The sequence below is a fragment of the Micromonospora sp. NBC_01405 genome (assembly GCF_045040155.1).
In the GTDB taxonomy this organism is placed as follows: domain Bacteria; phylum Actinomycetota; class Actinomycetes; order Mycobacteriales; family Micromonosporaceae; genus Micromonospora.
Genome location: NZ_CP109532.1, coordinates 2263375 through 2283948 on the forward strand (window position 1 = coordinate 2263375; position 20574 = coordinate 2283948).

General features: G+C 72.6%; 20 protein-coding genes and 1 pseudogene. 5 read left to right on the top strand and 16 right to left on the bottom strand.

The window, feature by feature from the left end; all coding sequences use genetic code 11:
• Window positions 1–62: 62 nt before the first annotated feature.
• The 3 genes from OG559_RS08990 to OG559_RS09000 all read right to left on the bottom strand — a co-directional run bounded on the left by OG559_RS08990 (window position 63) and on the right by OG559_RS09000 (window position 924).
• On the bottom strand, window positions 63–311 hold the full coding sequence (locus OG559_RS08990) for a ferredoxin (RefSeq protein WP_405114216.1): 249 nt from the start codon (window positions 309–311) through the stop codon (window positions 63–65).
• Window positions 312–327: 16 nt separating this feature from the next.
• The gene (locus OG559_RS08995) at window positions 328–549 is read right to left on the bottom strand and encodes a hypothetical protein (RefSeq protein WP_405114218.1); all 222 of its coding nucleotides are present in this window, start codon (window positions 547–549) and stop codon (window positions 328–330) included.
• A 189-nt stretch (window positions 550–738) separates the two neighbouring features.
• Complete coding sequence (locus OG559_RS09000) at window positions 739–924, bottom strand: antitoxin (protein WP_396669080.1); 186 nt, start codon at window positions 922–924, stop codon at window positions 739–741.
• Window positions 925–1116: 192 nt separating this feature from the next.
• Between OG559_RS09000 and OG559_RS09005 the strand changes: the two genes are divergently transcribed.
• On the top strand, window positions 1117–2340 hold the full coding sequence (locus OG559_RS09005; RefSeq protein WP_405114220.1) for an AI-2E family transporter: 1224 nt from the start codon (window positions 1117–1119) through the stop codon (window positions 2338–2340).
• Window position 2341: 1 nt separating this feature from the next.
• On the opposite strand, the gene OG559_RS09010 is transcribed toward OG559_RS09005, so the two are convergent.
• Window positions 2342–3025, bottom strand: coding sequence for a dienelactone hydrolase family protein (locus OG559_RS09010; RefSeq protein WP_405114222.1), 684 nt, complete (start codon window positions 3023–3025; stop codon window positions 2342–2344).
• Window positions 3026–3149: 124 nt separating this feature from the next.
• Here OG559_RS09010 and OG559_RS09015 point away from each other — a divergent pair, with 124 nt between their 5' ends.
• From OG559_RS09015 to OG559_RS09025, 3 genes are all read left to right on the top strand, one after another.
• The gene (locus OG559_RS09015) at window positions 3150–3542 is read left to right on the top strand and encodes a MerR family transcriptional regulator (protein WP_161689195.1); all 393 of its coding nucleotides are present in this window, start codon (window positions 3150–3152) and stop codon (window positions 3540–3542) included.
• Window positions 3512–3859, top strand: coding sequence for a thioredoxin (trxA, locus tag OG559_RS09020; protein ID WP_405114224.1), 348 nt, complete (start codon window positions 3512–3514; stop codon window positions 3857–3859). Before OG559_RS09015 ends, trxA begins: the two co-directional genes overlap by 31 nt.
• 98 nt (window positions 3860–3957) lie before the next feature.
• Complete coding sequence (locus OG559_RS09025) at window positions 3958–4140, top strand: hypothetical protein (protein ID WP_396669075.1); 183 nt, start codon at window positions 3958–3960, stop codon at window positions 4138–4140.
• A 115-nt stretch (window positions 4141–4255) separates the two neighbouring features.
• Here the strand turns inward: OG559_RS09025 and OG559_RS09030 are convergent, their stop codons facing one another.
• From OG559_RS09030 to OG559_RS09055, 6 genes and pseudogenes are all read right to left on the bottom strand, one after another.
• A complete protein-coding gene (locus OG559_RS09030; protein ID WP_405114226.1) occupies window positions 4256–5242 on the bottom strand; it encodes a LacI family DNA-binding transcriptional regulator in 987 nt (328 codons plus the stop codon).
• A gap of 165 nt (window positions 5243–5407) precedes the next feature.
• Entirely contained in the window at window positions 5408–7780 is a 2373-nt protein-coding gene (locus tag OG559_RS09035; RefSeq protein WP_405114228.1) for a glycoside hydrolase family 65 protein, read from the bottom strand.
• Window positions 7777–8529 carry a beta-phosphoglucomutase family hydrolase gene (locus OG559_RS09040; RefSeq protein WP_405114230.1) on the bottom strand — a complete coding sequence of 251 codons (753 nt, stop codon included), beginning with the start codon at window positions 8527–8529 and terminating at the stop codon, window positions 7777–7779. Before OG559_RS09040 ends, OG559_RS09035 begins: the two co-directional genes overlap by 4 nt.
• 79 nt (window positions 8530–8608) lie before the next feature.
• Entirely contained in the window at window positions 8609–9076 is a 468-nt protein-coding gene (locus tag OG559_RS09045; protein WP_405114232.1) for a DUF4442 domain-containing protein, read from the bottom strand.
• A gap of 73 nt (window positions 9077–9149) precedes the next feature.
• Entirely contained in the window at window positions 9150–9497 is a 348-nt protein-coding gene (locus OG559_RS09050) for a Scr1 family TA system antitoxin-like transcriptional regulator (RefSeq protein ID WP_405114234.1), read from the bottom strand.
• A 124-nt stretch (window positions 9498–9621) separates the two neighbouring features.
• A pseudogene (locus OG559_RS09055) lies at window positions 9622–9720 on the bottom strand (XRE family transcriptional regulator); the annotation flags it as partial.
• A gap of 596 nt (window positions 9721–10316) precedes the next feature.
• Between OG559_RS09055 and OG559_RS09060 the strand changes: the two are divergent.
• Window positions 10317–12458, top strand: coding sequence for a protein kinase domain-containing protein (locus tag OG559_RS09060; RefSeq protein ID WP_405116504.1), 2142 nt, complete (start codon window positions 10317–10319; stop codon window positions 12456–12458).
• Between the two features lie 86 nt (window positions 12459–12544).
• On the opposite strand, the gene OG559_RS09065 is transcribed toward OG559_RS09060, so the two are convergent.
• The 6 genes from OG559_RS09065 to OG559_RS09090 all read right to left on the bottom strand — a co-directional run bounded on the left by OG559_RS09065 (window position 12545) and on the right by OG559_RS09090 (window position 20553).
• A complete protein-coding gene (locus OG559_RS09065) occupies window positions 12545–12781 on the bottom strand; it encodes a hypothetical protein (RefSeq protein WP_405114236.1) in 237 nt (78 codons plus the stop codon).
• Between the two features lie 267 nt (window positions 12782–13048).
• A complete protein-coding gene (locus OG559_RS09070; protein WP_405114238.1) occupies window positions 13049–14077 on the bottom strand; it encodes a hypothetical protein in 1029 nt (342 codons plus the stop codon).
• A 90-nt stretch (window positions 14078–14167) separates the two neighbouring features.
• On the bottom strand, window positions 14168–15475 hold the full coding sequence (locus tag OG559_RS09075) for an ABC transporter ATP-binding protein (RefSeq protein WP_405114240.1): 1308 nt from the start codon (window positions 15473–15475) through the stop codon (window positions 14168–14170).
• Window positions 15476–15593: 118 nt separating this feature from the next.
• A complete protein-coding gene (locus OG559_RS09080; protein ID WP_405114242.1) occupies window positions 15594–17783 on the bottom strand; it encodes a CDP-glycerol glycerophosphotransferase family protein in 2190 nt (729 codons plus the stop codon).
• Window positions 17784–17800: 17 nt separating this feature from the next.
• Entirely contained in the window at window positions 17801–19810 is a 2010-nt protein-coding gene (locus OG559_RS09085) for a DUF5941 domain-containing protein (protein ID WP_405114244.1), read from the bottom strand.
• Window positions 19807–20553, bottom strand: coding sequence for an ABC transporter ATP-binding protein (locus OG559_RS09090; protein ID WP_405114246.1), 747 nt, complete (start codon window positions 20551–20553; stop codon window positions 19807–19809). Before OG559_RS09090 ends, OG559_RS09085 begins: the two co-directional genes overlap by 4 nt.
• Between the last annotated feature and the right edge of the window lie 21 nt (window positions 20554–20574).

The window sequence follows — 20574 nt, forward strand, 5'->3', positions numbered from 1 at the left end:
CGACCCACGAGGGCCGGTCCCCACCCGGGGACCGGCCCTTTTCGGATGTCGTACCCGTCGGATCAGGGCTCGGGGGCGATCTGCCGGCGGCTCTCCAGGTCGGAGACCACGATCGCCTCCATCGGGCAGGAGTCGGCCGCGTCGATCACCTCCTGGGCGGGCGTCACTTGCTCGGCCAACGGACGGGACAGGCCCTCGACCAGCGTGAAGTGCCCGGGAGCCGTCCCGACGCAGATCCCCGAACCGATGCACCGGGTCGGGTCCACCTGCAACCGCCACCCGGAGCTGGTCGTCTCCTCCTCCTGGTTCACCTGGTCATCCTTCCCGTCACCAGGCCACCGGCATCGCCGCCCGGCTGAAGCGGGCGTCGCAGAGCACCGTACGCACATCGGCATGCCGGGTGGCCAGCCACGCCGGCTCCCCGTAGGGCAGCCGCACCCGGATCAGCGGCTCGTCGCGGCGCAGCCGGGCGTAACGCGGGTCGAGATTGAGCCGGTCGGGTTCGCTGAACGGGTAGCGCTCGATCGTCGCCTCGGATGTGTCGGCCACCGGATGACTTCCTCTCCTCCACGGCCCCGCCTTCGGGCCGTCCGACCGCCGGGCACGACTCCACTGTGAGTCATGCCCCGGATGCGGATGGTAGCGAGAGAGGTCGATCCTCGGCCAGTGGCTGGGGTGGATTCGTACCCCCGGCAGGCCGGGCCCGGCGCTCGGGCGCGCGGGCCCGGCCTGCGTGGGTCAGCGTGGCGAGGTGTCGCCCTCGCCGGTGCGCTGCTGGGCCATGTCGACGCCCTTGTCGATCTGCTTGTCGTACTTTCCCCCGGTGCGCTGGTCGCCCATGTCGCCGGCCTTGTCGAGGCCCTGGTCGACCTGCTTGTCGTGCTTGTCGGCGAAGTCCTTGGCCTTGTCCATGAAGTCGCTCATGCGTTCCTCCTCCGATCGGTCCTCGCAGAGCCTTCCCTGGGCCACCGGTCGCAAACCGGCACCGCCCCGGCGGGCACCCGGCCGCAGGCCGCCCCCGGCGGAGGCGACGCCGTAGGGATCCGAGCGCGGGCGGTGGGGTGTCGGAGAGCCGCCGGACGGGTAGGGACGTCGCCGAGACCGAGGAGGACCGACGTGGTCGAGGACGGTGCCGGGCGGACGCCCGAGGGGACGACGGACGACGGGAACCCCACGGCGCGTCCGGGGCCGGCGTTGGCCGGGACGGCCGCGCCGGGGGCCGGGACGGTCGGAACGGGGGCCGGAACGGCCGCGCCGGGGGCCGGGACGGGACCGCGGCAGGCGTGGGCCGGGCTGCCCTGGCTGGTCCGCTCGGCGGTGCTGTGGAGCGCCTGCCTGGTGGTGTTCGTCGCCGGGCTGTACCTGGTCGGGAAGATCGCCGTGCTGCTGGCGCCGCTGGCCATCGCGCTGGCCGTGACCTTCTTCCTGACCGCGCTGCTCGATCCGGTGCTGCTCCTGCTGCGCCGGCTCCGGCTGCCTGCGGCGCTGGCCGCCCTGCTCTCCGTGCTGCTCCTGCTGGGCGTCCTGGTCGGCGTCGGCGTGCTGGTATGGAACCTGACGGCGAGCCAGTTCGGCGAGCTGAGCCAGGAACTCGACCAGGGCCTCCAGCGGAGCCGGGACTTCGTCACCTCCACGCTCCCGGTCACCGACTCCCAGCTCGACAAGCTGGTCCAGCAGGCCCGGGACGGGCTGGGCGGCAGCGCCCCCGACCCGGTCGGCGGGGCCCGGACGGCCACCGAGTTCCTCGGCTCGGTCCTGCTCTCCCTGGTGCTGCTGTTCTTCCTGCTCAAGGACGGCCGCTCGATGTGGCACTGGGTGCTGCGCCGGATGACCGGGCCGAACCGGGAGGTCACCGCCGAGGCCGGCCGGGTGGGCTGGCGGACGCTCGGGGCGTACAGCCGGGGGACGATGCTGATCGCGGCGATCGACGCGATCGGGATCGGCGTGTCCCTGGTGCTGCTTCGGGTGCCGCTCGCCCTGCCGCTGGCTCTGATCACCTTCCTCGGCGGGTTCGTGCCGATCATCGGGGCCACCGTGGCCGGGGCGGTCGCGGTGTTGGTGGCGCTCGCCGCCAAGGGGCCCACCGTCGCCCTGCTCGCCCTGGCCGCCGTGATCACCGTGCAGCAGGTCGAGGGGAACCTGTTGGAGCCGCTGGTGATGAAGCGTCAGGTCAAGCTGCACCCGGCGGTGATCCTGGTGGCGGTGACGGCCGGCACGCTGATCGCCGGGATCGCCGGGGCGTTCGTCTCGGTGCCGATCACCGCGGTCGCGTACCGGGTGATCGACACCGTGCAGCGGCACCGGCAGGACGCCGCCGGGCGACCAGCGGCCACCGCCTGAGTCAGGCCCCGGGGCGCAGGTGGGCGGCGAACCAGTCCGCCGCCGCGTCGGCGACCTGTTCCAGCGTGCCCGGTTCCTCGAACAGATGGGTCGCGCCGGGCACCACCCGCAGCTCGGCCACCTCGCCGAGGTCGGCCGCAGCCTCCTCGTTCAACGTGATCACCTGCTCGTCCAGGCCGCCGACCAGGAGCAGCGTCGGGGCGTGCACCCGGGACAGGGCGGGACCGGCCAGGTCGGGCCGGCCGCCCCGGGACACCACCGCCCGTACCCGCTCGGGCCGGGCCGCCGCGGCCACCAGTGCGGCGGCGGCCCCGGTGCTCGCCCCGAACAGGCCCACCGGCAGTCGGCTCAGGGCCGGGTCGTCGGCCATCCAGTCCACGATCGCGGCCAGGCGGTCGGCGAGCAGCCCGATGTCGAAGCGCAGTTCGGCCGTCCGGGCGTCGACCCGGTCCTCCTCCGGGGTGAGCAGGTCGACCAGCACCGTGCCGAGCGTCCGCTCGCGCAGCACCCCGGCGACGGCCGTGTTCCGGGGGCTGTGCCGTGAGCTGCCGCTGCCGTGTGCGAAGAGCACCACCCCGGCCGCCCCGTCCGGGACCAGCACGTCGGCCGGCAGCCCGGCGTCCCCCACCGGGATCGTGACCTCGCCGCCCCGGGTCGTCGTATCAGCCTTTCCTCGCGCCGCCATCCGCCCGCCCCTTCCCGTTTCTCGTCCCGCCCGGTTACCCACCCCGGCGGCCGGAATTCGTCGTTGCCTTGACACCGGCGACAAGGTCTAGCGTGGCGGACAGGGGCGGGCGAAGGAGGGTCGGATGCGGATCGGCGAACTGGCGGAACGCGCCGGTACGAGCACCCGGACGCTGCGGTACTACGAGACGCAGGGGCTGGTCCGGCCCGAACGCTCGGCCAACGGCTACCGCGTCTACGACGAGGCGGAACTGCGGGTGGTGCACGAGATCCGCGCCCTGCTGGCCGTGGGGTTCGGCCTGGACGACATCCGGCCGTTCGTGGCCTGCCTGCGGGCCGGCCACTCGTCCGGCGACGTCTGCCCGGACTCCGTGGCCGTGCTGCGTCGCAAGCTCGCCGAGGTGGACGCCTACCTCGACCGGCTGGGCGCGGTACGGCGGCAGTTGCACGACCAACTTACCCAGGCCATCGCGTACCGGGAGGAAACATGCTTCAGGAAACGGGGACTTCCCCGCTGACCGCAGTCACCGACGCCACGTTCGCCGAGACGGTGCTGGCCGCCGACCGGCCGGTGGTGGTCGACTTCTGGGCCGAGTGGTGCCCGCCCTGCCTGGCGATCTCGCGGAGCCTCACCGAGTTGGCCGGGGAGTTCGGGGACCGGCTGCGCGTGGTCACCGTCAACACGGATGAGAACCCGGCGGCCACCAGGGCGTACGGGGTGATGTCGATGCCGACCCTGCTGGTGTTCCGGGGCGGCGAGGTGGTCGGCTCGATCGTCGGGGCCCGGCCGAAGAACCACCTGCGGCTGAGCTTCGCCCGCCACCTGGAGCAGTGACCGCCGCGCCGCCGTCGTTTGCGCTTCGGCCGACCGGGAAGGCCCGGGACGACCGCAGCACCGGCGCAGCCGCGCCCCGACGGATCGCGAGGATCGTCATGGGTCGACAGCAGGACAGGTCCAGGCAGCAGACCGCCGAGCGGGACGAACGACAGGAACGGGACGCCGAACGCGGCCGGGACTGGGCGGACGAGGCGGCGCAGGCCCGCACCTCCGACGACCCGCGAACGGTCCCCCCGCGCGATGCGGCCGGCCGCCCCTCCAACGGGCGACAGTTCTGAGCCCTCCGGTCGGGTGGGCACGCGCCGCCCGCCCGACCGGGAGCCCACCGCCGGCGGCGACGTCGCACCGGGCGTACGTCCGGTGGGGGGTGCCCACCGGTTGGGTCCGGCCCGGTCAGCGGGGCGGTGGGGCGACGCTGTCACGGGCGACCAGGGTCGGCGCGATGGTCCGTCGCAACGCCCCGCCATTGCCCGATTCGATCTGGGTCAGCAGCATCTGGAGGCTCGCCCGCGCCACCGCGTCGAAGTCCGGCCGGACGGTGGTCAGCGGCGGAATGAAGTACGCCGCCTCCGGCACGTCGTCGAAGCCGACCACGCTGATCTCGTCCGGCACCCGCCGGCCGAACTCGTGCAACGCCCGCAGCACGCCCAGCGCGAGATGGTCGTTGGCGGTGAAGATGGCGGTGACCTCCGGCATCCGGGCCAACAGGTGCCCGCACCGGTAACCCGACGCCGCGGACCAGTCCCCCGGCATCAACGGGGGCGGATCGACCCCCACCGCCAGCAGCGCCTCCCGCCAGCCCTCCATACGACCGGCGCTGTCGAACCAGTCGGACGGCCCCGACACGTGCCAGACGGTGCGGTGCCCGGCGTCGAGCAGGTGCTGAGTCGCCGCCCGGGCGCCCGCCATCTGGTCGACCGTCACCAACGGCACCGGCCGATCGGGGTCACCGTCGACGGTGACCAGCGGGACGTCCTTGGGCAGGCGTTCCAACGCCTCGCCGGCCGACTCGACCGGGGCGATGACGACGATGCCGGCCACCCGGTGCGCCAGGTGCCGCTCGACCGCGGCCGAGATGGAGTGGCGGTCCAGATCCCGCACGCTGCCCATGCTGACCGCGAAACCCTCCGCTGCGGCGGTCTGCTCCAACGCGGCCAGCAACGACGCCGGACCGTACAGGGTCGTGTTCTGCGCTACCACGCCGATGACCTGCGATCGGCCGGTCACCAACGCACGTGCCGCGCCGTTCGGGCGGTAGTCGAGCTCGGCGATCGCCGCCCGCACCCGCAACCGGGTCTGCTCGCGGACATTGGGGTGCCCGTTGAGGACCCGCGACACCGTCTGATGGGACACACCGGCCAGACGAGCGACGTCCGTCATCGCGGGACCGCGCACGGCCATGTCACTCCCCCGCCCACATCTCCGACCGGTGGCCGTCGACTGGAGCGGCCCGGCCCGATCCCCTCGCCCAGCCACCACGCCGGCGCTGAATCCCAGATGACCAGCGCTGGATCGCTGACAGTTTACGTCAGCCGCCGCCAGGCCCTAACTGACGTTCTCGGGCAGGTGCAGCAGAGGTGCCCGGCCGGGCGGCTGCTCCGGCTCGGGGCCGGGCTGGTCGAACGGCGGCACCGGCACGGTGACCGGCTCGGCGCAGGTGACCCGCACCTTCTCGCCGTGGTGCCGCAGCTCCACCACGTCGTCGGTGCAGCCGTGCCGCAGCGCGTACGTGGTCTGGTACGGCCGGACGTCGACCCGCAGCCGCATGCCCCGCCACTGCAACGAGAACTCCAGCCGGGTGAGCCCGCTCGGCAGCCGGGGCGCGAACGTCAGCAGCCCATCGTGGTCGCGCAGCCCGCCGAACCCGGCGACCAGGGCGATCCACGCCCCGGCGAGCGACGCCATGTGCACCCCGTCGCGGGTGTTCTCGTTCAGGTCGTGCAGGTCCATCAGCGCGGCCTCGCGCAGGTACCGGTGGGCCAGCTCCAGGTAGCCGACCTCGGCCGACATCACCGCCTGCGTGCACGCCGACAGGGACGAGTCCCGCACGGTCCGCCGCTCGCAGTAGAGGAAGTTGCGCAGCTTCTCCTCGTCGGTGAACGCGTCGCCGCGCCAGTGCATCGCGAGCACCAGGTCGGCCTGCTTGATCACCTGCTTGCGGTACAGGTCGAAGTACGGGTAGTGCAGCAGCAGCGGGTACTTCTCGGCGGGGGTGTGCTCGAAGTCCCACTCCTGGAGCAGGGTGAATCCGTCCACCTGCTCGTGCACGTCGACCTCGTCGTCGTACGGGACGCACATCGCGTTCGCCGCGTCCCGCCAGGCCGCCGCCTCCTCCTCGGTCACCCCGAGGTCGGTCGCCTCGTCCCGGAACCGCATCGCGTACTCGGCGGCGGTGAGCAGGTTCCGCTGCGCCATCAGGTTGGTGTAGATGTTGTCGTTCTTCACCGCGGTGTACTCGTCCGGGCCGGTCACCCCGTCGATGTGGAACCGGCCGTTCCGGTCGTGGTGCCCGAGCGAACGCCACAGCCGGGCCGTCTCGACCAGCAGCTCCAGGCCGATCTCCCGCGCCAGCCCCTCGTCGCCGGTAACCAGCATGTACCGGCGCAACGCGTCGGCGACGTCGGCGGCGATGTGGAACGCGGCCGTCCCCGCCGGCCAGTACGCCGACGACTCCGGCCCCTCGATGGTGCGCCACGGGAAGGCCGCGCCGGCGAGGTTCAACGTCCGGGCCCGGTCCTGCGCCTGTTCCATGGTGGAGTGCCGCCAGTACAGGGCGTCGCGCACCGCGCCCGGCTGGGTGTAGGTGAGCACCGGCAGCACGAACATCTCGGTGTCCCAGAACGCGTGTCCGTCGTACCCGGGGCCGGTCAGGCCCTTCGCGGAAATCGGCCGCCGCTCGGCCCGGGCACCGGCCTGGAGCACGTGGAACAGGCCGAACCGCACCGCCTGCTGCACCTCCGGGTCACCCTCGACGCGCACGTCGGCGGCGTCCCAGAACTCGTCCAGGTACTCCCGCTGCTCGCGGCGCAGCCCGTCCCAGCCGTCCAGGCGGGCCGCGGCGAGGGCCCCGCCGACCTGGTCGCGCAGCGCCGGCAGGGACCGCTTGCTCGACCAGCCGTACGTCAGGTACTTGACCACCCGCAACGTCTCGCCGGGCTTGAGCACGCACCCGACGGTGGTACGGACCCAGTCCTCGTACCCCTCCGACTGGACAGTGGTGCGCTCCGGGCCGTGCACGTCGTGGTCCATGGCGGCGGCCACCCGCAGGCCGCTGACCTTGGTCCGGTGGATCAGCAGACCGCCGCCGCCTGTGGTCAGCTCCTCCTCGGCCACCAACGGCGACTCCAGCACCGCCGCCACCCGGGGGTCGCGGCTCTGCGCCGGGAGGGTCTCGTTGGCCACCAGCTCGGACTGGAGGATCAGCCGGATGGGCCCGTCGACCGCCTCCACCTCGTAGCTGATGGCGGCGACCGCCCGCTGGGTGAACGACACCAGCCGGGTGCTGCGGACCTTGACCTCCCGGCCCGCCGGGGAACGCCAGTGCAGCTCCCGGTGCAGGGTGCCGGCCCGCAGGTCGAGGATCCGCTCGTGGGCGAGCAGCTCGCCGTACCGGACGTCGAGCGGCTCGTCGTCGACCAGCAGCCGGATCAGCTTGCCGTTGGTGACGTTGACGATGGTCTGGCCGGACTCGGGGAAGCCGAAGCCCGCCTCGGCGTACGGCAACGGGCGCAGCTCGTAGAAGGAGTTCAGGTAGGTGCCGGGCAGGCCGTGTGGCTCGCCCTCGTCCAGGTTGCCGCGCAGCCCGATGTGCCCGTTGGAGAGCGCGAAGACCGACTCGGACTGGGCCAGCACGTCCAGGTCGAGGCGGGTCTCCCGGATGTGCCAGGGCTCCACCGGGTAGGCGCGTTCACGGATCATGTGGGTGTCTCCCTGTCGATCAGGTCGCCGAGGTCCGTCACCACGACGTCCGCCCCGTGTGCGCGCAGCTCTTCGGCCTGCCCCACCCGGTCCACGCCGACCACGTAGCCGAACCCGCCGGCCCGGCCGGCGGCGACGCCGGCCAGCGCGTCCTCGAAGACGGCCGCCTGGGCCGGCTCGACCCCGAGCAGCTTCGCCCCGGCCAGGAAGGTGTCCGGGTGCGGCTTGCCGCGCAGCCCCCGCTCGCGGGCGACCACCCCGTCCACCCGGGCCTCCAGCAGCGGCTCCAGCCCGGCGGCGGCGACCACCTGCCGGCAGTTGGCGCTCGCCGAGACGACCGCGCGGCGCAAGCCGGCGTCGGCCGTCGCCTTCAGGTACGTCACCGAGCCCGGATAGACCTCGACCCCGTCGGTGCGGAGCCGCTCCAGCAGGACGATGTTCTTCCGGTTGCCCACCCCGTTGACGGTGTCCGCCTCCGGCGGGTCGTCGGGCCCGCCCTCGGGCAGGGTGATCCCCCGGGAGGCCAGGAAGGAACGCACCCCGTCGGCCCGGGGCCGGCCGTCGACGTACCGGTTGTAGTCGGGCCCCGGGTCGAACGGCCGGTACGGCTCACCGCCGGCCGCCGAGTGCCGCCGGAGGAACGCGTCGAACGTCTGCGTCCACGCCGCGTTGTGCACCCGGGCGGTCTGGGTCAGCACGCCGTCCAGATCGAAGAGACAGGCGGTCACATGATCAGGCAGGCCCAGCACGGTACGAATCTATCCAGCGGCCGGACCCGGCAAACCGGATTCACCCCATGACGCGCGGGGAGCCGGGGTGGCGACACGCTCAGCGGTTGGGGCGCAGCGTCCAGACCACGGTCATCGCCGAGGTCGGCGTGCCGTCCTCGGTGGCGATCTCGACCTCGACCGGGAACTCGGGCCGCCGGCCGGCGTCCAGTTCGGCGATCACCTCGGCCGCCGCCCGGCCGAGCCGCGCAGTGGCCCGCACCGGCCCCATCGCCAGCTTCCGGTACGCGATCTCCGCGCGCACGGCCAGCGGCACCGCGCGGTCGAGGAGTTGGCCGAACGCGGCCAGCACCACCGCGCCGGAGGCGGTCTCGCCGAGGGTGAACATCGCCCCGGCGTGCGGACCGCCGACGTGGTTGTGGGTGGCCGGCGAGTCGGGCAGCCGGACCACGGCGCGCACCCCGCCCTGCGCCTCGGGGGCCACCTCGACGAATTCGACCCCTAGGGTCCGGGCGAACGGCACCGCCTCCAGCATGCCGGCGGCGACCTGGCGTGAGTCGATGGTCATGCCCGAACGTTACTCCCCGGTAACTTGACCGGCAAGGGCGCTCCCCACTCCCCGCCGCCCCGTCATCGGGCGCTCAGCCCATGTGGTTGATCAACGCGAAGGCGGCCGCCCCGACCAGGACCTCCGCCAGCATCAGCAGGGCCAGCATCATCTCCGCCGTGGCACCGAGCCCGATCGCGATCGACCTCACGAGCTGCGGCGGGGCGGTCCGGTCGAGCACCGCCTGCCGCGCCACTCGGGCGGCGACCTGCTGCTCCATCTCGTCGCCGACGAGCTGGCTCGCCCCCCCGTACAGCGCGCGGGCGTACCCCTCGGTCTGGAGCAGGCCCGGCACCACCAGCGGCTCGAAGCTGCGCAGCGCGGTCGCCTCCTGCTCGATCGTCACCCACTCGCGGAACCACGGCATCAGGCTCTCCCGCACCAGCGTCTCCCGGATCCGGAGCAGCAGCCCGTCGGCCCGCAGCGCCTCGTCGCAGCGCTGGGTGAAACTCCTCCCGGGGCGGGCGGCGGCACTGCTCGACCGCCGCCACCAGCGACGCCGAGTAGTTCACCCGCTCGCCGAGGGCCTCCTGCGACAGGCCCGCGCCGGACCGCAGGCGGCGCAGCTCCCCGGCGAACAGTTCCAACATGGGCATCCGGTTCATCTGCACACCTCTGCACACGTGCGCCGGCCGATTCGGACGGCCGGGCTGGTGGGGGCGGAACGGCTTCCGACAGTATTCCCGCTATCAGCACACTGTCACGCAGCGGAGCCGCTGCCGCTTCCACCCCCGGGAACGCGGCGCGACCGCGCGGGCCCGCCCCTCCACTCCCCCTGGCGGGGCGGGCCCCTCCCACCGACGAAGGAGACCCGTTGATCAGCCACCAACTCCCGCAACCGGGCGACGGGCCGAAGGCGGACCGCCCCCGGGCGTACCCGCCGCACGCCCGACCCCACACGCCGCTGCGCCCCCTGTGGTGCTGCCGCGCCTGCGGGCAGCCCTGGCCGTGTGCGGAGGCCCGACTGCTGCTCAAGGTGGACTACGCCGACAACCAGGTCGGCCTGTCGATCTACCTGAGCGGGTTGTACTACGAGGCGGTCCGGGACCTGTACCGGCTCAACCCGGACGACGGACCCGCCCCGGGCGAACTGTTCGCCCGGTTCGTGGCCTCACCGGGCACGGGTGATGGATCTGACTGTCGCTTTTCGGGCAACTGCCCGGGCAAAAAGTTCGCACGCCGCGCAGGTACGGTCCTGGCTGTGTCCGACACTCCACAGCGTTCGATCGCCGGCCGATACCGGCTTGTCAGTCCCCTCGGGCAGGGCGGCATGGGACGGGTCTGGCTGGCCCGCGACGAGACGCTACGCCGGGATGTGGCGATCAAGGAACTGCTGCCGCCACCGGGTCTGACGGACGACGAGCGGCGGGAGATGCGCGAGCGGTCCATGCGCGAGGCGCGGGCGATTGCGCGGCTGGACCAGAGCAATGTGGTACGGATCTTCGACGTGCTGCATGCCGACGGCGAGCCCTGGATCGTGATGGAGTTCGTCCCTTCCCGGTCGCTGCACACGGTGCTGGCCGAGAACGGCCCGCTGACGCCGGCCCAGGTGGCGCGGATCGGCCTGGCCCTGCTCGCCGCGCTGCGCGCCGCCCACCGGGCCGGACTGCTGCACCGGGATGTCAAGCCGGCGAACGTGCTGCTCGCCGATGACGGCCGGGTGGTGCTGACCGACTTCGGGCTGGCCACCGCACCTGACGACCCGGGCATGACCCGAACCGGGATCGTGCTCGGGTCGCCCTCGTACCTTCCGCCGGAGCGGCTCACCGACGGCGTGATCGGCCCTGCGGCCGACCTGTGGTCGCTCGGCGCGACGCTCTACGCCGCCGTGGAGGGGAAACCGCCGTACGCGCGGTCGTCGGCGATCGCGACGTTGACCGCCATCGCGACCGATTCGCCGACGCCACCCCAGCGTGCGGGTGCGCTGACCCCGGCCCTCGAAGGGCTGCTGCGCAAGGACCCGAGCCGGCGGATCGACGCCGAGGAAGCCGAGCGACTCCTGCGCCAGGCGGTACCCGAGGAACCGTCCCTGGCACCAGCGCAGGCGTCGGCAAGCCCGACGCCAACGGGCACGACGGCGACGGGCACGACACCGACGGGCACGACGGCGAAGACGGCGACGCAGGACCAGTCGACCCCGAAGCCGTCCGTCACCATGGCCCCGCCGGACAGGCCGGCCCAGACACCGACCGCCACCACGACCACCACCACCGCCGCCACGACCACCACCGCCGCCACGAGGCGAAATCGCTGGCTGATCGCCGCCGTCGCGGCCGTGGGCCTTGTCGGCGTCATCGCGGTTCAACCGCTCATCAGCAACGCCCTGGCCGACGACGCCAAGCACGACCCGGTGCTCGGCACGTCGGCTTCACCGACCAACGCGCCGATGGCCGGATGGCACTACTACACCGAGGACTCCCGCTTCTCGATACCGGTCCCGGACGGCTGGCAGCAGCTCCGCGACGGCACGCGCGTCGAGTTCCACGAACTGGGCAGCCGTCGCGTGCTGGCCATCGGCGCTCTGGGCACGCCGAAGGCCGATCTCCTGGCGGACGCCCGAGCCGCGGAGGCGGCGGACCGCGAGACCACGAAGTATCCGGAGTACGAACAGGCCCACCTGCACAAGGTGAACTACCGGGCGCGGGCGGTGGACCGCGAATGGACCTACACCGCCGCCGGTGGGACGCGGATGCACGCCCTCAGCCGCACCTTCGTCGCCGAAAACGGCCAGGCATACGTGATTGATTGGATCACACCGGACAATGCGTGGGCGGCCGAGCAGGGCGCTCTCTCGCTGATCCTGGAGGGATTCCGCGCGCAGCAGGCCCCGGCATCACCGGGCGGAGCATCGACGTCTGCCAGGCCGAGCAGGAGCGTTTCGCCCTCCCCTCGCGTCAGCGTCACCCCGCCGAGGTCACCGAAGCCCGCCAAGAGCAGCACCTCGGCAAAGCCCCGGTTCACCAACCGATCCATCATCAACAACGGCAGCGGCACGTGCATCGACGTACCGGACAGCTCCCCGACCACAACTGCCAAAATCCAGACGTGGGAATGCCACGGCGCCGCCGGGGAGCAGTTCACCCTCGCCGCAGACCGCACGCTTCGGGTGGTGGGCAAGTGCCTTGAGATCACGGACACCAGCAACGGCCCACACCTACGGATCGCCACCTGCACGGGCAGCGCGAAGCAGCGTTTCGACCTGAACAGCGCGGGCGACCTGGTCAGCCTCGGCACCGTCCCGGCCAAATGCGTCGACGTGCCCGGCGGCGACCCCGCCAACGGTGTCTGGCTCAACCTCTGGGACTGCAACGGCAGCGAAAATCAGAAGTGGCACGTCGGTTAGAACTTGCGGACGGCATCGCCGCTCTGGCCGCAGCCACCGGGGGGAAGCCGCCCGCTCCGCATCACCGGCCGGCTTCCTGCCCATCGCTAGAACTCGGGGGCGTACTTGAAGTGCCAGCCGTCGTTCAGCGTTCCCGTCAGGTCGCGGTACAGACACTGCTGCACGTTGTAGGTGTTGCTGAACTCGGCACGTTCGGCCTGGCAGGCGGCCTGGGTCGGGTATGGCCCCATCGAGATCCACACCAGCGCATGTGCCGGGCTGGCGATGGCGAACGTGGCAACGGCGGTAGCCGACATCGCGAACAGAGCAAGTCTCTTTTTCATGCGAGGACTATACATCTCGATTCATGGATCTTCGGGGAGATCGGCACAGCATGAATTCCGCAGGTGGCGTAGCAGTGTGACGTCCGGCAGCAGCCCCCGCAGATACGTCTCACCCCTGGCGCGCTGATCCGACCGGACCAGCGGGGGTGAACACGTCTCCGGCGAACGCCTCAGGCCGTTGCCGCACAACGGAAGCTCATCAGGGGTCACCCCCCAACATCGAACTACCCGAACCACGCAGCGACACGCCAACCTGACAAAGCGCTATTAGAAGAGGTTGCCGATGGTGCGGATGATCTCGGCGTAGAAGTTGCCCTCGATGCTGCGGAACAGAGCGAAGCCCTCGCCGGGGCTGCCGAAGAACGGGCGGAGCGTCCAGGCGAGCTGGGTGCCGACGAAGCCGAAGAGCAGGATCCACACGTACAGCAGGGTCATGCTGGCGGGCCGCTCGGCCGCCGGACGCCGGACCGCCGGCTCCGGCCAGTGCCGGTACTGCGCCGGCGGGTACCCGGCGGGGAGCAGCCCCGGGCCGGGGTGACCGGGTGCGACGGCCATCGGGCCGGGGTGACCGACGACGGCCATCGGGCCGGGGTGACCGGGGGCGACGGCCATCGGGCCGGGTGCCGCAACCACCTGGGCGGGGGCGGCAGCCTCGGCGACGGGGGCACCCACGACGGCGGGCACGGCCTCGACGGCGGCTCCGTTGGCACCGGCCGCCACCGGCACGGGAGTCGGGGCGGGCTGTGCCGGGGCCGCCGGGGCGGACACGAGCGCCGGGGCCGGGGCGGCCGGGGCGAGCAGGCCGTGGGCGTTGAGCACCTGCATGCCGCCGGTCAGGAAGCGCAGCCCGACCACCGCGCTCAGCGTCAGGATGGCGACGTTGAGCAGCTTGAAGAAGCCGTAGTCGGGTGCGGTGATCAGGAAGAAGAGGCTGATCGGCGCGAACGCCACGGCCAGCATCGAGGTGACGGTGACCGCCACCATCACCAGCGCCAGCGACTGTCGCACCGACAGTCGGGCCCCGAAGACCAGGTTGAACAGGTAGAGCGTGGGCAGGCAGATGGCGAGCGTGACCAGGAACAGCAGCGGCAGCTTGACCGCCGAGGTCAGCGCCATCAGCACGCTGTGGAACGCGCCGAGCACCGCGCCGTAGCAGGCGAGGGCGATGCCGGAGCTGGCCAGCATCCGCATGGTGAGGCCGTTGAGATCGCGGTCGGCCACGATCTGCTGCCAGATGCCCTGCCGGTCGCGCAGGATGCGCTCGATGACGAGCGGACTGGGACGGTCAGCCGACACTGGCAGACCCCTTTCTCACACCGTGCTTTGTGGACGAGGTCCGCTGACCGTAGGGCACCGACCTGCCCACCCGCCACCCCGTCCGGGAGGTCAGCGCCAGCCCACGTCGATCCGGTCGCCGCGCTCGTCGAAGAAGTGCAGCGCGTCCAGGCGCACCGAGACGGCCAGCGGATGACCGGCGGAGACCCCCGGGTACGGCGCGAGCCGGACCCCCAGCTCCGCCGGGCGGCGGTGGTGCCGGCCCTGGTCGTTGAGCACGCTGGCCCGGTTGCCCCGGCCGGTCTCGTCGGAAGATGGTCCCGGCTCAGCACCCCGGCCGGTGAGCCGCTGTATGACCTGCCCGAACCGGCGTCGGCCGCGCTGGCCGCCGTCGGTGTCCTCGGTCCGGCTGCCCATCTCGTCCACCACGATGGCGGTGGCACCGATGTCGAGGTAGGCCAGCGACTCGTGACCGTGGTGCTCCAGGTAGCGGATCCGGCCCCGGAGCACGTCGCCCGGGGCGTCCGGGGCGACCGGGGTGAGCGCCTCGGCCCGCATCCCGACGACGATCCGCTCGCCGTGGTAGTGCGCGACGGCCCGGCTGCGGATGTCGGTCCAGGGCAGGTAGAGCGACTGCTCGCCGATCTTCAGCGCGACGTACCGGTCGAGGTGGACGTAGACGGACGCCTCCAGCAGGTTCATCCGGGGGCTGCCGAGGAACGCGGCCACGTAGAGGGTGGCCGGGCGGCCGTACACCTGGGTGGGGGTGCCCACGTCCTGGAGCACGCCCTTGCGCATGATTGCCACCCGGTCGGCCATGGTCAGAGCCTCGGCCTGGTCGTGGGTGACGTAGATGGTGCTGACGCCCAGCTCGCGGGTCAGGCCGGAGATCTCCGCCCGCAGCTCCGCCCGTAGCCCGCTGTCAAGGTTGGACAGCGGCTCGTCCATCAGGAAGAGCCCTGGCCGGCGGACGATGGCCCGGCCCATCGCGACCCGCTGGCGCTGCCCGCCGGAGAGCTGGCTGGGCTTGCGGCCCAGCACGTCGCCGATGCCCAGCGCGCTGGCCACGTCGGCGACCCGCTCGTCGCGCGGCGAGGCATCGACCCCGGCCAGCCGCAGTGGGAAGGCGATGTTGTCCCCCACCGTCATGTGCGGGTAGAGGGCGAAGTCCTGGAACACCATGGCGATCTTCCGGTCCCGGGGCTGCAGGTCGTTTGCCAGCTCACCGTCGAGCAGGACCGCTCCGGAGCTCGGATCCTCCAGCCCGGCCACCATCCGCAGCACGGTGGACTTCCCGCACCCGGACGGCCCGAGCAGGACCATGAACTCACCGTCGTTCACGTCCAGGTTGATCTTGTCGACGGCGACCGTCCCGTCCGGGAAAACCTTGGTCACATCCTTGAGCGCGACGGTTGTCACCGTCTCCTCCCCCAGCTCGTCGGCCGTACCCGAATGAATGTGACCAGGATCATCGGGTCCGCACATCGGGTAAACGTGCCATGTTCGGCTCGTGACAGGCCTATTACGCCGGCAGGGTTCAGCCCGGTTCGCCGAGAAAAACCCGGCGGACGACCCGCTCGGCGGCGTGGCCGTCGTCCAGGGCGCAGAACCGGGCCCGGAACCGCTCCCGGGCCGCGGTCGCGGCGGGGGCGTCGACCGCGCCGGAGCGGAACAGGTCGAGCAGACCGGGGAAGCTGCTGGTCACGGCGCCGGGCGGCTCGGCGAGCAGGTCCAGGTAGACGCCCCGGGCCAGCCGGTACGCCGTCCAGTCCGGCGCGTACACGACGATCGGCCGGTCCAGCACGGCGTAGTCGAACATCGCCGACGAGTAGTCGGTGACCAGCACGTCGGCGGCGAGGTAGAGGTCCTCGACCCGGTCATGGTCGCTGACGTCCCGGATCCGGGCGCCACCCGGGCCGAGGACCGGACCCGGCGGCCGGCGGTCCCGATCGTGGAAGTAGTGGCTGCGGATCAGCAGCCGGCCGGCCGGGCCGAGCGTGTCGAGCAGCACGTCCGGGTCGAACGGCGGGCGGTACCCGGGCAGGTGCTCGCGGTGGGTCGGGGCGTAGAGCACCACCCGGTCGCCGGGGGCGAGGCCGAGCCGGGAACGCACCTCGCGCACCTCGGCGGGGGTGGCGGTGGCCAGCCGGTCATTGCGCGGGTACCCGACCTCCAGCGTGGTGTACGCGGCCGGGTACGCCCGCTCCCACATCTGCGTGGAGAAGCTGTTCGCGGAGAGGCTGTAGTCCCATCGGTCCGCCCGGCGAAGCAGCTTCGCGAAGTCCATCCCCACCGCGCCGGCCGGGTAGCGCTGCTGGTCCAGCCCCATCACCTTGACCGGGGTGCCGTGGTGGGTCTGCACGTGCACCGAGCCCGGCCGCTTGCGCACGAAGTCGGGGAAATTCACGTTGTTGACCAGCCAGGTGGCCCGGGCCAGCACCCGGTGGTACTCGCGGCTGCCGGCCACCACGAACTCCACCCCGGCCGGGAGGGAACCGACCCGGTCCCGCCGGATCACCCACACCCCGCGGACCTGCGGTGCCAGCCGGCGGGCCGCCTCGTAGATCGCCGCCGGGTTGCAGGCGTACCCGCGGTACCAGTACGCCGCGTAGACGGCCAGCGTCGGGTCGAGCGGGCGGCGCAGCTCGGCCCGGTAGTACTGGCCCAGCAGCGCGTCGCGGCCCAGTCGGGCGGCCCGCCGGGCCACCGGCCTCGCCCGGCGGACCTGCCGCCGGGTGGCGTCCCGGGTGTGGTTGGCCGCCCGCAGGGCGCTGAACGTGCGCCACCGGCCGGCGGCGGCCAGCCGGTGCTTGAGCCCTTCCACCCCCTCCGGCATCGGATGGCCCCCGGGCGGTCGGAAGCGGGCGTGGTCGGCGGTGATCTGGGCGAAGAAGGCGGGCCGCAGCTCGGGAGCGATCCGCTCGCCGTTGCCGAGCACGGTCAGGTAGTGCCAGATCATCCGCTCGAAGATCGCCGGGCGCAGGCCGTCGACGGCCGGCGCCCATTGGTCCATCAGCCGGAACACCCGGTGCCACTGGACGAACACCTCGAAGTGCCGGTCCCCCCGGGTCCGGGTGATCGCGCCGGCCCGGCGCTGCCGGTAGTTGACGCAGACCCGGTCCAGCACCCCGATCCGCTCGGCGGCCATCAGCACCGGGAAGCTGAACGGCACGTCCTCGTACCAGCCGGGCTCGAAGCGCAGCCCGAGGTCGACCAGGAACTCCCGGCGGACCAGCCGGTTCCACGCGGTGTGCAGCAGCCGCAGCGTCTCCGGCCGCTCACGCAGCCGGAAGGTGGCCGGTCCGAGCGGCTCGGGGAAGACGTCCCGCATCGCGCTGCGGGTCGGCCGCTCGTCCCACCGCACCCGGACGTGGTCGACGACGAGCACGTCCGGGCGGGTGGCCCGGAGCCGGGCGGCCACCTCAGCCAGGCAGTCCCGGGCCAGCCAGTCGTCGCCGTCGACGAACCACACGTACTCGCCGCCGGCCAGGTCCAGCCCGGCGTTGCGGGCCGGACCCAGGCCGACGTTCTCGGTCAGCCGGACGGCACGGACCCGGTGGTCCCGGGCCGCGTAGTCGGCCAGGATGTCGCCGCCGCCGTCCGGCGAGTGGTCATCGACGCCGATCACCTCGACGTCGTCGAACGGCTGGCCGAGGATCGAGTCGAGGCACTCGCTCAGGTACGCCTGCACCCGGTAGGCCGGTACGACGAAGCTGATCAGCGCCATCGACCGGCCCCCCCACGTCAGCCCGGCTGGCGGACGCCTCCACGCGCCGGGACGCCCGCGGCCCGCCGGGCGCGGGCGGGCAGGACGACCCAGGCCAGGACCACGCTCCCGACGAAAACCATGAACAGGTACGTACCGAGTGTAGCCATCACAACAGCCGCGAATCCGACGATCGCCGCGATGGCCAGCAGCACCGAGCGCCCCTCCCAGCCCAGCGTCCACGGGTGCAGCGGCGGGGCCGCCTGCCGCTTCTCCAACCGGGCCGTGAGGTCGTAGTGGTGCAGGGTCAGCACGAAGACGTACCCGAAGACGACCCACGCCGGCACCCCGGCGACCACGCCGACCGCGACGGCGAACAGGTACTCGCCGGCCCGCAGCGCGGCCGGGACCAACCAGTCCAGCGGGCCGTTGTGCGCCGCCCCGGCGCCCAGGCCGGCGACCAGCAGCACCAGCAGGGCCGCCGGCACCGCCCAACGCAGGCCGGCCGGGTCGCCGTCCCCACCCGCCCGCAGCAGGCCCGCGACCAGCAGCGCCGCCGGGCCGAGGGCGCCGATCACCGCCAGCGTCAGCGGGCCCACCGGGCGCAGCGCCGGGAACCGGGCCGCGAGCGGGCCGTCGTCGCGGTGCAGGGTGGCGTCGACCGTGTCCAGCACCGGCACCCGCATCCAGCGGGCCCGCAGGGTACGCAGCGCACCCGTGTACGCGAACGCCAGCACCCCCCAGGCCAGCACCGCGACCAGGCTGACCAGCGGGTCGAACAGCGCGACGGTCAGCGCGATCAGCGCCCACCGCTCCCCGATCGGGAAAACCACCGTCCGCTTCAGCCAGTACGACAGCGACCCCGTGTCGGCCTGCACCCGCGTCGACGCGGCGTTCAGCTTGTCGCCGATCCCGCCGCCGCCCGTGGCGGCGGTCCTCGGCCGGCGGGCCGCCTCGTCGTGCAGCACCCCGTACCAGGTGTCGGTCATGTGCCGGACGGTCTGCAACGTCATCGCGGCGATGGCCAGCGCCCAGCCGTACCGGTAGCCGGCGGCCGTCGCCCCGTAGCCGAGGCCGGCGTAGACCATGTACTCCTTGGCCCGGTCGGCCATGGTGTCCAGCCAGCCGCCCCACGCGCTGAAGTGCCGGGTGTAGCGGGCGAGCTGCCCGTCCACGCAGTCCAGCATGAAGCCGAGGTAGAGCAGCACCGCGCCGGTGACCAGCGCGGGCCGGCCGCCGACGCCGAACAGCACCGCCGCGGCGACCGCGAACAGCACGGAGATCGCGGTGACCCCGGTCGGGGTCAGCTTGAGCCACGCCGACGCCTTCGTGACGTACGGGGACCAGGTGCTGACGAAGTACGTGGTGAAGAAGTCGTCCTTCTCCTTCACCGACAGCCGCAGCTCGGCCCTGTCCTCGTCGACCGCCCCGAGGGCCGCCTCGGCGGCGGCCAGCCCCGCCGGGTCGGCGACCCGGTGGGCGACGAGCAGGCGTACCCGGTGGGCGAAGGTCAGCGTGCCGAGCGCGGTGAGGCCGGCGAACAACCGGTCCACCTCGGGCCCGGCCGTTGCCGGCCCGAGGGCTGTGCCGGCCGGCGACCCGTCCGCCTCGGCGGCCCGGGCGGCGGCGGCCAGGGCCGGCAGGTCGTCCACCCCCACCCGCAGCGCCCCGCCGAACACCCCGGTCGCACCGCCTTCGAGCTGCCCGTCAACGCCGGCGGCGACCACCTGGCCGCGCTCCTCGCGCACCACGGCCCGGCCGGGGGCCGGCGGGTCGGTGAGCACCAGGGCCACCGTCGGCCCGACCGGGCTGGTGGCCAGGTGCCGCAGTACGGCGGTGTGCGCCACCAGGTCCGCCCCGCTGACGATCACCGGCCCGGTCGCGGCGTCGGCGAGGGTGGCCAGCTCGGCCAGGTCGGCGGCGTGCCGCACCTGACTCGCACCGGCCCGGCGCCACTGGTCGGCCAGCCGGTCGGCGAGCGTCGCCCCGGCGCGTGTCGGCAGGCCCGCGGCCGGCGAACCGGCGGCGAGCACGATCGCGAGCGTCACCGCGGAACCGCAGTGTTGTACGCGTCCAGCGCCTCGGCGATCGTCCCGTCGACGGTCAGCCGCCCGGCGTCGAGGTACAGCCCTCGACGGCAGAACCGGGTCAGATCCTTTTCGTTGTGTGACACCAGCACCAGTGTGCGTCCCTCCCCCAGCAATCGGTCGATCGTCGCATAGCACTTCTCGCGGAACTCCGCGTCCCCGACCGCGGTCACCTCGTCCATGAGCAGAATCGGGTGCGGCAGGTGCGAGATGATGGCGAAACCGAGCCGCACCTTCATCCCCGAGGAGTAGTGCCGCACCGCCGCGTCGATGGCCCGTTCCACCTGCTCACCGGCGAAGGAGACGATCTCGTCGAAGTGTTCGCGCAGATAGCCCGACGACAGCCCGTGCAGCCCGCCGACGAGGTACAGGTTCTCCCGCCCGGTCAGGTCGTTGGAGAAGCCGGCGGACAGCTCCAGCAGCGGCGCCACGTCGCCACGGACCCGGATCCGTCCCTCGTCGGGGATCAGCACCCCGGCGATCAGCCGCAACAGGGTGCTCTTGCCGGTGCCGTTGCGGCCGACCACCCCGACCGTCTCGCCGGCCGCGACGGAGAACGACACGTCTTGCAGCGGCCAGAACCGGCCGGCGTCGGCCGACCGGTCACCCGGTCGGATGAAGAACTCCCGCAGCCGCAGCTGCCGCCGCCGGTTGCGGACGAACCGGATGCCGAGGCCGTCCGCCTCGATGATCGGTTCCGCCATCACAGCTCCCTGAGCGCCGTC